The 12,163-nt window shown below is 70.3% G+C and carries 17 protein-coding genes; 5 read left to right on the forward strand and 12 right to left on the reverse strand.

All coding sequences use genetic code 11. The features are described 5' to 3' along the window. Positions 1–23: 23 nt before the first annotated feature. The 4 genes from tsaE to ACFUN8_RS06430 all read right to left on the reverse strand — a co-directional run bounded on the left by tsaE (position 24) and on the right by ACFUN8_RS06430 (position 3,683). On the reverse strand, positions 24–563 hold the full coding sequence (gene tsaE / locus ACFUN8_RS06415) for a tRNA (adenosine(37)-N6)-threonylcarbamoyltransferase complex ATPase subunit type 1 TsaE (protein ID WP_383632343.1): 540 nt from the start codon (positions 561–563) through the stop codon (positions 24–26). Then, entirely contained in the window at positions 535–1,755 is a 1,221-nt protein-coding gene (locus ACFUN8_RS06420; protein ID WP_383632346.1) for an alpha/beta fold hydrolase, read from the reverse strand. The genes tsaE and ACFUN8_RS06420 overlap by 29 nt, the downstream gene beginning before the upstream one ends. Further along, positions 1,752–2,966: an alanine racemase gene (gene alr, locus ACFUN8_RS06425; RefSeq protein WP_383632349.1), complete on the reverse strand. Its 1,215-nt coding sequence runs from the start codon at positions 2,964–2,966 to the stop codon at positions 1,752–1,754. The genes ACFUN8_RS06420 and alr overlap by 4 nt, the downstream gene beginning before the upstream one ends. A gap of 69 nt (positions 2,967–3,035) precedes the next feature. Continuing rightward, positions 3,036–3,683, reverse strand: coding sequence for a dihydrofolate reductase family protein (locus ACFUN8_RS06430; RefSeq protein ID WP_383632352.1), 648 nt, complete (start codon positions 3,681–3,683; stop codon positions 3,036–3,038). Between the two features lie 137 nt (positions 3,684–3,820). Here ACFUN8_RS06430 and ACFUN8_RS06435 point away from each other — a divergent pair, with 137 nt between their 5' ends. After that, positions 3,821–4,681 (forward strand): LysR family transcriptional regulator, encoded by an 861-nt coding sequence (locus ACFUN8_RS06435; protein ID WP_383632355.1) that lies wholly within the window; start codon positions 3,821–3,823, stop codon positions 4,679–4,681. 1 nt (position 4,682) lies between these two features. Here the strand turns inward: ACFUN8_RS06435 and ACFUN8_RS06440 are convergent, their stop codons facing one another. The 3 genes from ACFUN8_RS06440 to ACFUN8_RS06450 are packed head-to-tail and all read right to left on the reverse strand — an operon-like array spanning position 4,683 to position 5,931. Continuing rightward, positions 4,683–4,889: a DUF397 domain-containing protein gene (locus ACFUN8_RS06440; protein ID WP_383632358.1), complete on the reverse strand. Its 207-nt coding sequence runs from the start codon at positions 4,887–4,889 to the stop codon at positions 4,683–4,685. Continuing rightward, entirely contained in the window at positions 4,886–5,095 is a 210-nt protein-coding gene (locus ACFUN8_RS06445; protein ID WP_383632361.1) for a DUF397 domain-containing protein, read from the reverse strand. The genes ACFUN8_RS06440 and ACFUN8_RS06445 overlap by 4 nt, the downstream gene beginning before the upstream one ends. Continuing rightward, complete coding sequence (locus ACFUN8_RS06450) at positions 5,092–5,931, reverse strand: Scr1 family TA system antitoxin-like transcriptional regulator (protein WP_383632364.1); 840 nt, start codon at positions 5,929–5,931, stop codon at positions 5,092–5,094. Before ACFUN8_RS06450 ends, ACFUN8_RS06445 begins: the two co-directional genes overlap by 4 nt. A 106-nt stretch (positions 5,932–6,037) precedes the next feature. Here ACFUN8_RS06450 and ACFUN8_RS06455 point away from each other — a divergent pair, with 106 nt between their 5' ends. Further along, entirely contained in the window at positions 6,038–6,229 is a 192-nt protein-coding gene (locus ACFUN8_RS06455) for a hypothetical protein (RefSeq protein ID WP_383632367.1), read from the forward strand. Continuing rightward, the gene (locus ACFUN8_RS06460; protein ID WP_383632370.1) at positions 6,226–6,840 is read left to right on the forward strand and encodes a hypothetical protein; all 615 of its coding nucleotides are present in this window, start codon (positions 6,226–6,228) and stop codon (positions 6,838–6,840) included. Before ACFUN8_RS06455 ends, ACFUN8_RS06460 begins: the two co-directional genes overlap by 4 nt. A 29-nt stretch (positions 6,841–6,869) precedes the next feature. Here the strand turns inward: ACFUN8_RS06460 and ACFUN8_RS06465 are convergent, their stop codons facing one another. Next, complete coding sequence (locus ACFUN8_RS06465; protein ID WP_383632373.1) at positions 6,870–7,370, reverse strand: MarR family winged helix-turn-helix transcriptional regulator; 501 nt, start codon at positions 7,368–7,370, stop codon at positions 6,870–6,872. Positions 7,371–7,494: 124 nt separating this feature from the next. On the opposite strand from ACFUN8_RS06465, the gene ACFUN8_RS06470 reads away from it, so the two are divergent. Beyond that, a complete protein-coding gene (locus tag ACFUN8_RS06470) occupies positions 7,495–7,920 on the forward strand; it encodes a Rid family hydrolase (protein WP_383632376.1) in 426 nt (141 codons plus the stop codon). Positions 7,921–7,946: 26 nt separating this feature from the next. Here the strand turns inward: ACFUN8_RS06470 and tgmC are convergent, their stop codons facing one another. Then, a complete protein-coding gene (gene tgmC, locus ACFUN8_RS06475) occupies positions 7,947–9,146 on the reverse strand; it encodes an ATP-grasp peptide maturase system methyltransferase (protein WP_383632379.1) in 1,200 nt (399 codons plus the stop codon). A 22-nt stretch (positions 9,147–9,168) separates the two neighbouring features. Continuing rightward, positions 9,169–9,366 carry a putative ATP-grasp-modified RiPP gene (gene tgmA / locus ACFUN8_RS06480; protein ID WP_383632382.1) on the reverse strand — a complete coding sequence of 66 codons (198 nt, stop codon included), beginning with the start codon at positions 9,364–9,366 and terminating at the stop codon, positions 9,169–9,171. A gap of 202 nt (positions 9,367–9,568) precedes the next feature. Between tgmA and ACFUN8_RS06485 the strand changes: the two genes are divergently transcribed. Continuing rightward, positions 9,569–10,900, forward strand: a complete 1,332-nt coding sequence (locus tag ACFUN8_RS06485) for an XRE family transcriptional regulator (RefSeq protein ID WP_383632385.1) — start codon at positions 9,569–9,571, stop codon at positions 10,898–10,900. A 26-nt stretch (positions 10,901–10,926) separates the two neighbouring features. On the opposite strand, the gene ACFUN8_RS06490 is transcribed toward ACFUN8_RS06485, so the two are convergent. After that, positions 10,927–11,316, reverse strand: coding sequence for a VOC family protein (locus ACFUN8_RS06490; protein ID WP_383632388.1), 390 nt, complete (start codon positions 11,314–11,316; stop codon positions 10,927–10,929). Beyond that, positions 11,306–11,911 carry a TetR/AcrR family transcriptional regulator gene (locus ACFUN8_RS06495; RefSeq protein ID WP_383632391.1) on the reverse strand — a complete coding sequence of 202 codons (606 nt, stop codon included), beginning with the start codon at positions 11,909–11,911 and terminating at the stop codon, positions 11,306–11,308. The genes ACFUN8_RS06490 and ACFUN8_RS06495 overlap by 11 nt, the downstream gene beginning before the upstream one ends. Positions 11,912–12,163 lie beyond the last annotated feature (252 nt).

The following is a 12,163-nucleotide window of genomic DNA, read 5'->3' on the forward strand; positions in this document are numbered from 1 at the left end:
TGAGAGCTGTGACCGGCGAAGGCTCAGACGAGCGAGGCCAGGTCCACGTCGGCCCAGCGCGTGCCGATCCCGGTGAGGGTGACCACGCGCCGGTCGTCCTCGTCCACGGTGAGCGGGTCCACCGCCCCCACGGCACGGTCGATCACCACGTGCAGCCGGTCGTCCGACAGTTCCTCGACCTTGCCGTCGCCCCACTCCACGACCACCACCGAATCCGGCAGCGACACGTCGAGGTCGAGATCCTCCATCTCGTCGAGACCGCCGCCGAGCCGGTACGCGTCCACGTGCACGAGCGGCGGGCCCGAGGTCAGCGAGGGGTGCACCCGTGCGATGACGAAGGTCGGCGACGTGACCGCGCCGCGTACGCCGAGCCCGGCGCCCAGGCCCCGCGTCAGCGTCGTCTTGCCGGCGCCGAGTTCGCCCGTGAGCATCACCAGGTCGCCGGGGCGCAGCAGACCGGCGAGTCTCCGGCCCAGCTCACTCATCCGTTCGGGTGAGTCGACGGTGACGCGGGCGGTGACGGCGGTACGGGGCTCAGCTGCCGGGCTGTGCGGTGCTTCCATACGAACCCACGTTAGTGGCTGCCGGGACGGCGCCGACCCGTACCAGCAGGTCGGCGAGCCGGTCCGTGACCACCTCCGGGTGCTCCAGCATCACCAGATGGCCCGCGTCCGGCACGATCACCAGCTCGGAGTCCGGCAGCAGGTCCGCGATGGCCTCGCTGTGCGAGCTGGGCGTGATGAGGTCGCGGTCCCCCGCCACCACCAGCACCGGCACCTCCATGAAGACCGGCAGCGCGTCCGACTCGTCGTGCTCGGTGAACGCCGGGTAGAACTCCGCCACCACGTCGATCGGCGTCCCCTCGATCAGCCGCTCGGCGAACCGCGCGACGGCCGGGTCCACGTCCTTCGAACTGAACGAGTAGCGCTTGATCAGCCCGGCGAAGAGATCGGCGGTGGCCCGCCGCCCCCGCTCGACCAGTTCGGTCTGCGAGCCGAGAGCCTTCAGGACACCGGGCAGTACGCGGCGTACGGCGTTCACGCCCGCCACCGGCAGCCCGAAGCTGACCTCGCCGAGCTTCCCGCTGGAGGAGCCGACGAACGCGGCGCCGACGACCCGGTCCCGTACGAGTTCGGGGCAGTGGCCCGCGAGGGCCATCATCGTCATGCCGCCCATGGAGTGGCCGACGAGGACGAGCGGCCCCTCGGGCGCGGCCTCCTCGATGACCGCCCGGAGGTCGCGGCCGAGCTGGTCGATCGAGACGGCCACCCCGTCCGGGCCCTGCTGTGCGACGCCCCGGGCTGACCGGCCGTGGCTGCGCTGGTCCCAGAAGACGGTCCGCACCAGACCGCGCAGCGCGGCGCGCTGGAAGTGCCAGGAGTCCTGGTTGAGGCAGTAGCCGTGGCTGAAGACGACGGTGACGGGCGCGGGGGCCTTGCGTCCGAAGAGCCGGCGGCGGCGCGGGGTGCCGGCGCCGGTCTCCGGGTCGACGTCGTCGACCTCGAAGTACAGCTCGGTGCCGTCGTCGGCGACCGCCTTGCCGGGGGTGCCGCGCAGGGCGCCGTACGGCCCCGTCGAGTCGAGTGCGAGCCGGGCCTTCTTGCGCATGCCGCGGCCGACGGTCAGCCGCTCGATGGCGACGCCCGCGGCGGCCCCGGCGGCGATCACGCCTATCGCCGTCCCGGCGATACCGGCCAGCCGCCAGTTGCCGCCGCCGACGGCCGACGTGATGTCCCCTGCGGTGTTCTCGCTCAACGTCCCGCTCCTCGTCCGTCTCCGCCGACACGCTCTTCATGCCCATCCACGCCGTCCGTATAGACGCGGGGAACGCGGGGACCGATGCGGGTGACGATCTCGTACGCGATGGTGCCGGCCGCCTCCGCCCAGTCGGCGGCGGTCGGCCCGCCGTCGTCGCCGGGCCCGAACAGGACGGCGGGCGCGCCTTCTTGGACGGCGTCGGCGTCCGGCCCCGCCCCGAGGTCCACGACGAACTGGTCCATGGCGACCCGCCCCGCCACCCGCCGTACCGTCCCGCCGACGAGCACGGGGCCCCGGCCCGAGGCGTGGCGCGGGACGCCGTCCGCGTACCCGAGGGGGATCAGGCCGAGGGTCGTCTCGGCGGCGGTGCGGTAGGTGTGGCCGTAACTGACACCGTGGCCCTCGGGGACGCGCTTCACCAGCGCGACGGACGCGGCGAGCGTCATGACGGGCCGCAGCCCCAACTCCCGCGAGGTGCCCAGCTCGGCGCTGGGCGAGATGCCGTAGACCGCGATGCCGGACCGTACGAGATCGAAGTGCGACTCGGGGAGGGTGAGGGCGGCGGCGGAGTTCGCGATGTGCCGGACCTCGGGCTCGATGCCCGCCTTCTCGGCGTACGCGATCAGCTCGTCGAACACGTCGAGCTGCGCGGTGATCGAGGGGTGGCCCGGCTCGTCCGCGCAGGCGAAGTGCGACCAGAGACCGGTGACACGGACGGTGCCCGCGGCCTCGGCGGCGCGGGCGGCGGCGACGAGTTCGGGCCAGTCGGCTGGCTGGCAGCCGTTGCGGCCGAGCCCGGTGTCCGCCTTGAGCTGGATCCGCGCGGGCCGCCCGGCCTCCCGCGCGGCCCCGGTCACCTCGCGCAGGGCCCACATCGCGGACACGGACATGTCGAGACCGGCCTCGATGCCGGCGCGCCAGGGGTCGCCGGGGGTCCACAGCCAGCACAGGATCGGGGCGGTGATCCCGGCGGCGCGCAGCGCGAGGGCCTCGTGCGGCGTCGCGGTCCCGAGCCAGGCCGCCCCGGCGTCGAGGGCGGCGCGCGCGCAGGGCAGCGCGCCGTGCCCGTACGCGTCGGACTTCACGACGGCCATGAGATCGGCACCGGGCGCGAGGCCGGCCCGCAGGGCTCGGACGTTGCCACGGAGCGCGCCGAGATCGATCACGGCGCGGGCGCGAAGGGGCGAGGTGGGTACGGTTCCGGTCATCCCCGACAGTCTCTCAGAGGCCCCCGCCGGGGAGTCGCGGGTCGCGCCGGGCCCGTGGGTGTGGGCGGTTCACTGCCCCTTACGAGTGAACGTCACATGCGTGACCCCGCTGGGCGAGGAGGCGCTCTCGATGTCGTAGTCCTTCTCCAGGCCCTCCGTCCCGTCCCAGAGGCGTTCGCCCCGGCCGAGCAGGATCGGGACCACCACGACGTGCATATGGTCGATGAGCCCGGCGGCGAGGAACTCCCGGACGAGGGTGGGTCCTCCTCCGATACGTACGTCCTGGCCGCCCGCGGCCTCACGGGCCGCCGCGAGCGCCTCGGCGGGCGAGGTGTCGATGAAGTGGAACGTCGTGCCGCCCTCCATCTCGACCGACGGGCGCGGGTGATGGGTGAGGACGAAGACGGGCGTGTGGAACGGCGGGTTGGGCCCCCACCAGCCCTTGAAGTCCGGATCGTCCTGCCAGCCGGGATATCCGAACTTCCCGGCCCCCATGATCTCGGCACCGATCCCGGGAGCGAACCGCCGCGCGAACGCGTCGTCGAGCCCGCCGTTCCCCCCGGCCTGGCCGGTCATCTCGTGCCAGAACCCGGTGGCGAACATCCACTCGTGGAGCCGTTCGCCGGCGTGGCCGAACGGCGCGTCCTGGCTCAGCCCCTCACCGGTGCCGAAGCCGTCGAGCGAGACGGAGAAGTTGTGGACGCGGGCGAGTGACATGGCTGGCGACTCCATTCCTTCGGTCGGCCGGGCTGCGTCGGACGAGCCCGGCCATGGGCGATGAAGCGATGATGGCCGCCGCGATGTCATGACGTCCAATGCCAGTTCACCCCGCGTCCCATAGATAAACTTAATTTATGCTGAACCTGACGCAGCTCAAGGTGCTGGAGGCGGTCGCCCGCCATGGATCGGTGACCGAAGCCGCGAAGGAGCTGCACTACTCCCAGCCGTCGGTCAGCCATCACCTGGGGCGACTGGAGACAGCCACCGGGGCCAAGCTCCTCCAGCGAGTGGGCCGCGGGATCCGGCTCACCCCCGAAGGAGAGCTGCTGGCGCAACGGGCGACGGAGATCCTGGGGCGGGTGAACGCCGCGTCCGTCGAACTGGCCGCCCACGTGGGGCTCCGCGCCGGACGGGTACGGCTCGCGGGTTTCCAGACCGTCCTCAGCACCCTCGTACCGAGAGCGGCCACCGAGCTGTCCCGGACGCACCCGGGAATCGAGTTGAACCTCGTCGACGCCCACCCGGCCGAGGGGCTGAAGATGCTGCGGGCCGGGCACGTCGACATCGCCCTGATCTTCCGGCACGCCGACACCCCGCTGGAAGAGGAGGGAGTCCGGCTCATCCACCTGCTGGACGACCCCCTCCACCTCGTCGGCGACCGGCCCCGCCCGCGCCTGGAGGACCACCGAGACTCCGCCTGGGTCGGCGGCTGCGAACGCTGCCGGGCCGCGACGGTCGCCGCGTGCGAGCGCGCCGGCTTCGTCCCGCGTATCGCCTACTCGTGCGACGACACGGTCGTCGCCCAGTCGCTGGTGGCCGCCGGACTGGGAGTCGCCATCCTCAACGGGCTCGCGCTGCGCGCACACCGGGCGCCGGGCATCCACACCACCCAGCTCCCCGGCAACGCCCGCCGGATCTACGCCGCCACCTACGGCAACCCGCCGGACCCGCCGGCCACCACGGCGCTGATCGAGATCCTGACGTCACTGGCCTAGGTCATACGGCGCCGGACTTGACGCCGGCGACGAAGGCGGCGAACGAGCCGGGCGCGAAGCCCAGTACCGGCCCGGTCGGGTTCTTGGAGTCACGGACGGGGACGATGCCGCGTGTCGCCATGAGGTTGGCGGCGACCTCGACGCAGTCGCCGCCGTTGTTGCTGTACGAGGACGTAAACCAACGGGGGGACTCGGTCGTGGTCGTCACGGGGTGCCCAACTCTCCGGCCTTGACGCCGGCGACGAAGGCGGCGAAGGAGTTGACGGGGAGGTCGAGGACCGGACCGCTCAAGACCTTGGAGTCACGGACGGGAACGATGCCGCGCACGGCGGCAAGGTTGGCGGCGACCTCGACGCACGCGCCGCCGTTGGAGCTGTAGGAAGACGTGAACCAACGGGGGGACTCGGTCGTCACGGAATGCCCTTTCGTACCTCATTGATCATGGCCACGGATTCTGCCTGCGACAGGGACTCGGCCTGCAACTGATGGTAGTCCGCCAACGCAGGGAGCACGAAGGCGGATTGACGGTCCAAGTGCCCCTGAATCTGGGACTCCGCGTATGCCATCACGGTACGGTCCGACAGCGTCAGAATGTAGAGCGGCAAGTTGAACGGCCGTCGTTCGCCAATGTCATACGGGGCGATCTGGAGCACGGTGTTCGGCAACGCAGCGAACGCCACGAGGCGTTCAAGCTGCTCGCCCATGACTTCGGGGCCACCGACCGGACGGCGAATACAGCTCTCGTCCATCACCACAAGGAGCGTAGGGGGTCGGCGCCGTACCAGCGTCGCTTGTCGTTCCGCGAGCACCGCGACACGTTCGGCAGCCTGATCGGCCGTGATGGTGCCTCGGTGTACATCACCGCCCGCCAAGGCGCTGGCGTACGCGGGCGTCTGCAACAGACCGGGAATGATCCCGATCTCGAACAACCGAATCTCCGCCGCCCGGCCCTCATGCCCCACGTACTCCGGAAAGCCCTCCAGCAGCGATCCGTGCCGGATGTCCCGCCATTCGCGCTCGAACGAATCCGCGGAATCAACGGCGCCGAAGGCGCGGTCCAGTTCACGCGCGAAGGGAAGGGTCGGCGGTTTCCGACCAGTTTCCACCGCGGAAATATGCTGGCTGGAATATGACAAGTGCCCGGCAAGGGCTTCCTGGCTCCACCCACGATCCTCCCGGAACCGCCGAATACGGGCACCGAAGGCCGCCCTCGGCGAGCTGTCCGGGTTCAACTCCTTGCGATTGACCACGCGTCGCCCTTCCCTTCCTTCGGTCACAGCTAGTTGAAGGAAGCCCAACTCTAGGTCACGCTGAGCGCCCTTGGTAGTGGAACGACTACACAGAGGCGTGAGAGCCATGACCAACAACGCACCGGACACCGTCGCCGGCACGGTCGGGGACGACGTACGAACCGTGCACAGGCTGCGGGTACTTGACGAACACAGGCGCCAGGCGGTGTGCGGGGTGGGCGACCCCGACGGTGTGACGGACGTGTGGCTGCGCGCCGTGAACTGCCCCGCCTGCCTCGCGGCCGACAAGGAGGCGTGACGGTGCCGCCCGCCACCCCGTACGTCGCCGCGCGCAGCACCGACAAGGGCCCGCGCAAGGCCGAGTTGAGCGTCGAGTTCACGGCGAAGGGTCCCCGCCTCGCGTACAAACACCCCCGGCCCGGCGACCGCGACAGCCACGGCAACCTGTGGATCCGCATGGAAGAACCCACCGAACCCGGCAGGATCCTCTACGACTCCATGCACCCGGCCCGTCAACGCACCTGCATGGAAAGGATGTTGTGTCAGATCTGCGCGGGGCCCGCCGACCGTGACAGGCACGGCTGGCTGTTCATCGACTGGCGACGCGAGGACTCACCACCCACCTGGCCGGAGAGGTCCATCACCTCCATGCCACCCCTGTGCACCGCACACGTCCAACTGTCCCTGCGCCAGTGCCCGTTCCTGCGCCGCACCGAGCACGCCGTACTCCGCGTACGAAAACCCCACCTCTACGGAGCCTCCGGCACCCTCTACCGCCTCACCGACCACGGCTGGCTCGCCTCCGAGAACGACGCGCTCTTCCCGTACAGCAAGCCCCGCCACCCGGGCCTGCTCGCGTCCCGTCTCCACCGCGAGCTGCGGGGCGTGACGGTCACGGATCTCGCGTAGAGGAGTACGAGCCGGTCCGGGCGATGCTGTCAGCCGAAGTCGTCGGGGACGATGCGGAGCTTCTGCGCGATGCGAGCGAGGGCCTTCTGGTCGGTCGTGTTGAGCGAGTCGAGGACGGTGCGGCGTACGGCGCGCAGGTGTGTGGGCGCCGCCAGGTGCACGATGTCGTAGCCGGCGTCGGTGAGTTCGGCGAGGGTGTAGCGGCCGTCGGCCGGGTCGGGTGTCCGTACGACCCAGCCGCGCTGTTCACAGCGTTTGACGACGTTGGACAGGCGGGAGAGCGACCCGCTGGCGAGGAAGGCCAGCTCCCCCATCCGCAGCTTGCGCCGCGGCGCCTCGGAGAGGTGGCTGAGCACGAGGTACTCGAACAGAGTGAGGCCGTGTTCCTGCCGCAGCGGCGACTCCAGCTTGGCGGGCAGCAGCAGGACAAGGGAGATCAGCCCCGTCCACGCCGCTTTCTCCTGCTCGTCGAGCCAGCGCGGCTCCTCGTCGCCCTCGTGTTCCTGTTCATGTTCGCCCGTGCCGCTCATGGTTCTTCCTGTCCCGGCGAAGCCGCCATCACTTTGCGCTTGAAGTCATCGCTTGATACTGTCACTTTACGCGTGAACTCATGGAAGAGGAAACGCACCCCTGTGGACAGGAAGAGGAAGCATCATGAGCAGCGTCACCTTCGGCATCGTTCCGGGCTACGGCGAGAAGCTGCACGCGGCACTCGGCTACAGCGGGGCCGTCCGCGTCGACGACCGGGTCGAGATCTCCGGCCAGGCCGGGGTGGATGACGACCTGGTCATCCCCGACTCGCTGGAAGCCGAGATCATCCAGGCCTTCGACAACGTGGAGCGCACGCTCGCCACGGTCGGGGCGACATGGCAGGACGTGATCCACGTCAACTCGTACCACAAGGTCGCACCGGGAGATGACGTCATCGGCGACGACCACAACACGGTCATGGCCGAGCAGTTCCGCCGCCGACTCGCCGGCCGCGCGCCGATCTGGACCGAGACCGGCGTCACGGTCCTCGGCCTCGCCGCCATGCGCGTGGAGATCCGCGTCACCGCCGTCGTCGGCTCCGAAAGCTGAACCATCTCCCCTACGGCGGACGTGACCTAGCGGGACGGCAGTCGTAGGCCGGGCAGCCGCGGGTGCCGCACGTACTGCCCGCCGTCGTACACGTGCAGCGTAAACGGCTCCGGCCCCGGCCGGTCCGCCGCGTCGTACGCGTCCAGGACACCCTCAACGCGTTCCCACAGCCGCACCGGACCGCCCTCGCGTACCTGCCACGCACCGCCGGCAGGGGTCAGGGTGGCGGCGGAGCCGGTGACGACGTCGACCAGGTGCACGACCTCGCCGACGGTGGTCATCTGGGCGTCGGCCACGGCACATTGGGCGAGGAACCGCAGATGGAACGCCTCCTCGGTGGCGGCGCTGAGCCGTTCGGGGCTGTGCCGCGCGGTGCGGGGCGTCTCGGGCAGGCCCGCGGCCCAGTGGGCGGGGTTGCCGAACGCCGGTGCCGCGTGGGTCCGAGCAGGCATGAACGACACGGTGCCGCCCAGCAGTTGGCCCTCGGCGGTGCCGTCCTCGGCGACGGTGAGCAGGACTCGGGCGTACCCGTACAGCCAGCCCGACAGGGTGAGCAGAATCTTCCCGCCCGGCCGGGCCTGCGCGAGCAGGGCCGGGGGTACGGCGCGGAAGGAGCAGGCGGCGACGATACGGTCGAACTTCGCCTCGGGCCAGTAGCCGTACAGTCCGTCGGCCACGGCGAGGGTCGGGGTGTAGCCGCACCCGTGCAGCGAGGTCGCGGCTGCCGCCAGCCGGTTCGGGTCCACCTCGATGCTCGTGACACCGGCGGAGCCGAGCCGTTCGCAGGCGAGCGCGGTCGAGTAGCCGGTCCCGGTGCCGATCTCCAACACCGTTTGCCCTTCGGTGATTTCGGCGTCCGCCCACATGCGTACGACCAGCGACGGCAGCGTGGAGGAGGAGGTCGGTGCTCCACCGTGGCGTACGGCCGGGTGCGTCCAGTCGGGCTCGTCGCCGTCGAACTGCGTGATGAGCGTGGTGTCGGAGTACGCGGCGGCCAGCCATCGGCCATGGTCGAGTGCGGCGGTGACCGGCTCCCACACGGTCAGCCCCTGCCCGTCCCGTTCACCGGCAGGCAGATAGAAGCCCGGCACGAACCGATGCCGGGGCACCGTCTCCACGGCTCGCCGCCAGGCCGGATCGGCGAGGACACCGTCCTGCGCCAGGGCCTTCGCCATCGCCTCCCGCAGCCGTGGGGCGTCCTTCTCCAGATCGGCGGGCATCGTCACGTCGTACCGCCTCCTTCCGTACTCAGGACATCGAGGCGGTGCCCTTCGTCTTCGAAGTGCCGTGCCTGCCCATATCGACAACCTGGCCGGCGGTGTCGGTGTAGCGGGCGGTCTGCGTGACCGGATCGAGCGTCACCGTCGCGTACGACGGCGGGCCGGCCGGAAGCCGGTCGGTGACCAGCCGCATCGCCCACGGAGCCTGGAGTGCGTGCGTCGCCATGCGTTGTTCCTCTCCTTCTGTGTCGGTGGTGGTCGGCCGGGCGTCTGCCGGCCGAGCGGAATCGGTGATCCGCAACCGAATACCGATTACCGATTACAGGGCAACAGGCCCACCTCGCACCATCGTTCGGTTGTCATCCCCCTGTCGTCTCCCTCCCTCCGATCGACCGGCGGGGCGGCGACCCGGCTGCTTTCATAAGAGAGTGGACGAACTCATCCGGCATCCGCTGGCTTACGCGCGAGCGCTGCGCGGCTGGTCCCAGTCCGACCTCGCCCAGCAGATGAGAAACGCCGCCCGGCGCCGCCAACTGCGTGCCGGCACGTCCCGTCAGCGCGTGTCCCTGTGGGAGAAGCGTGTCGTCCCGGACGAGTTCTCCCAGATGCTCCTGTCCGATGTCTTCGACATCCCCTACGAACAGGCAACGGCTCTGGGCTGGCCTCACTGGCTGCCCGGCCACGAGACGCCCGCCTCCCTCGGGGCAGGGCTGACCGTCGCCGTTCTCAGAAAGGCCGTACTGATGGCCGTCGACCGCCGCACCTTCCTGACCGTCACTCCGGCCGCCCTCGGCTCCCTTGCCCTCCAGTGGGCCACGATCGAACCGGCGTCGGCCGGCGGCGTCGCCGGTGGACGCCCGGTGGATCCCGCGTTCGTCGGCCGGCTGGAGGAATCGGCCCAGGGCCTCACCAGCATGTCCACGGCACACCGTCAGCACACACGTCCCCTCCTGGACGGGCACCTCGAAACGGTCGTCAACCTGCTGGAGCACAGCAGCTACAACCGCGCCCTGGGCAAGCGCCTGCACACCCTGGCCTCGGCCCTCGCCCAGACCGTCGCCTGGCACCGGTTCGACCAAGAGCACCACGCGGCGGCCAACCGTTACTGGCATGCGGCCGTGCACTCCGCTCATGAGGCCGGAAACACCGACATGGGCGCCGGGGCGCTCTCCGACATCGCCTACCAGAGCATCTGGCTCGGCCGGCCCCGACTCGCCGTCGACTGCCTCGGCCACGCGCTCTCGCGCACCACGAACCCCACGGCCCGCTCACTGCTGTCGCTCCGGAAAGCGCGCGCACACGCGATGCTCGGCGAAGCCCGGGACTGCTACCGCGAACTCGCGCGAGCCGAGCGACTCCTCAACTCGACCACCGAGGAGGCCCCCGGGTGGTGTGCCTGGATGAGCCCCGCCGACCTGGCGGTGGACACCGGCAGATGTCTGATCGATCTTGGCCGACCGCGCCGCGCGCACGATCAGATCACCCAGGGCGTCAGCCTGCTGCCCGACGCCCGGGACAAGACAAAAGCGGTCTTCCTCGCCTACGAAGCGGAAAGCCTGCTGGCCGGGGGCGAGGTCCCACAGGCCGCGGAGCTGGCCCGCCGTTCCCTCGCCCTGGCCACACAGATCGGCGCGTCGCGCTGCGTCCAGCAGATCCGCGAGCTGTCCGGCAGGTTCTCGGCGTACGGCTCCGAACACGGAGTCGAACTCCTGCGGCACGACGTCGCCATGGCCGACTCGCCCCGAGGAGGGACCAGTTGACCCGCGCCGTCAGCGAACCGGCTCCGCTACGGCGCCAAGGTGCGTAGCACGTCGAACTCGTTGCCCTCGGGGTCGGCCATGACCACCCAGTTCCGGTCCGGGCCCTGACCGACATCCGTCGTGGTGGCGCCGAGGCCGAGCAATCTGGTCACCTCGTCCGCGGTGGTGCCGTCGATCGGGCTGACGTCGAGGTGGAGCCTGTTCTTGGCGGTCTTGCCCTCGGGCACCCGGATGAACTGCAGGGTGGGCGGCATCTGGCTGGCCCGTACCTCCTCGACGGTCGGTACCCAGGAGCCGATCTCGACCCTGCCCTCGCTCCGGTCGATCACCTTGAAGTCCAGGACCGCGCACCAGAAGGACGCGAGTCTCTCCGGGTCGTGGCAGTCGACGACCAGCTCGGTGAACCTACTTGTCATGACTCTCCTGGATAGTGGGTTCAGAGGGTTTTCCCATGCCGGTGAAGAGTGCGGCCAGGACACGGTCGACGTACGCGTGGGTCAGAGGTTCCTGGGTGATCAGGAACTGGAAGTAGAGCGGTCCGGAGAGGATCGACATGGCCAGGCTCAGGTCGAAGGTGGGCGACAACTGGCCCTGGTCGCGTGCCGTTCGGAGTCGGGCGACCGTCATCGCGGCCTGCGGGGTGATGAAGCGCTCGTTGAGCGCGGCGGCGACCTGGGGGTCGTACTGGGCCTCGCCGACCAGGGCCCGGAACAGCGGGCCGAAGGGCGGATTGGCCAGCAGGTCGACGGCCGCGTGGATCTGCGTACGGAGGTCGGCGACCACGTCGCCGGTGTCCGGGTAGTCCAGGCTGGACTCGTGGAGTGAGAGCAGTGAGTCCAGGAACAGGGCGCCCTTGGACGGCCATCTGCGGTAGATGGTGTGCTTGCCCGCGCCGGCCCGGGCCGCGATCGCTTCGATGCTGAGCTTGGCGTAGCCGATCTCCTGACCCAGCTCCAGCGCGGTGCGCATGATGGCCTCGGTCCGGTCGGCGCCGCGGCTGGGGGTAGGCATGCCGCCATGGTAACGGAGCGGCACGGCACGTGCCGTACTTGACGAGTCTCGGGTCGGTGGACTTTCCTTTCCGGCACGATGCCCACGTTCCCGCCGGTCCGACCCTGGTGCGTCCGATGCCCACCGGGAGTTCTGCGCGCTGGGCGAGGACGTGCGGTTCACCGTGAACGGCGCCGACCACCGGACCGGAGCACGGTGCTGCCCGCCGTCCGCGTCGGTCACGGCGCGATCATCGCCTCCGGCACCGTCGCG

Origin of the sequence: Streptomyces sp. NPDC057307 (assembly GCF_042667665.1) — a bacterium.
In the GTDB taxonomy this organism is placed as follows: Bacteria; Actinomycetota; Actinomycetes; order Streptomycetales; family Streptomycetaceae; genus Streptomyces.

Excerpts from the sequence above, each read along its gene's own strand:
- ACFUN8_RS06495 (WP_383632391.1), bottom strand. The coding sequence starts at position 11,911 with ATGCCTACCCCCAGCCGCGGCGCCGACCGGACCGAGGCCATCATGCGC.
- ACFUN8_RS06490 (WP_383632388.1), bottom strand. The coding sequence starts at position 11,316 with ATGACAAGTAGGTTCACCGAGCTGGTCGTCGACTGCCACGACCCGGAG.
- alr (WP_383632349.1), bottom strand. The coding sequence starts at position 2,966 with ATGACCGGAACCGTACCCACCTCGCCCCTTCGCGCCCGCGCCGTGATC.
- ACFUN8_RS06455 (WP_383632367.1), top strand. The coding sequence starts at position 6,038 with ATGACCAACAACGCACCGGACACCGTCGCCGGCACGGTCGGGGACGAC.
- tsaE (WP_383632343.1), bottom strand. The coding sequence starts at position 563 with ATGGAAGCACCGCACAGCCCGGCAGCTGAGCCCCGTACCGCCGTCACC.
- ACFUN8_RS06435 (WP_383632355.1), top strand. The coding sequence starts at position 3,821 with ATGCTGAACCTGACGCAGCTCAAGGTGCTGGAGGCGGTCGCCCGCCAT.
- tgmA (WP_383632382.1), bottom strand. The coding sequence starts at position 9,366 with ATGGCGACGCACGCACTCCAGGCTCCGTGGGCGATGCGGCTGGTCACC.
- ACFUN8_RS06465 (WP_383632373.1), bottom strand. The coding sequence starts at position 7,370 with ATGAGCGGCACGGGCGAACATGAACAGGAACACGAGGGCGACGAGGAG.
- ACFUN8_RS06430 (WP_383632352.1), bottom strand. The coding sequence starts at position 3,683 with ATGTCACTCGCCCGCGTCCACAACTTCTCCGTCTCGCTCGACGGCTTC.
- ACFUN8_RS06470 (WP_383632376.1), top strand. The coding sequence starts at position 7,495 with ATGAGCAGCGTCACCTTCGGCATCGTTCCGGGCTACGGCGAGAAGCTG.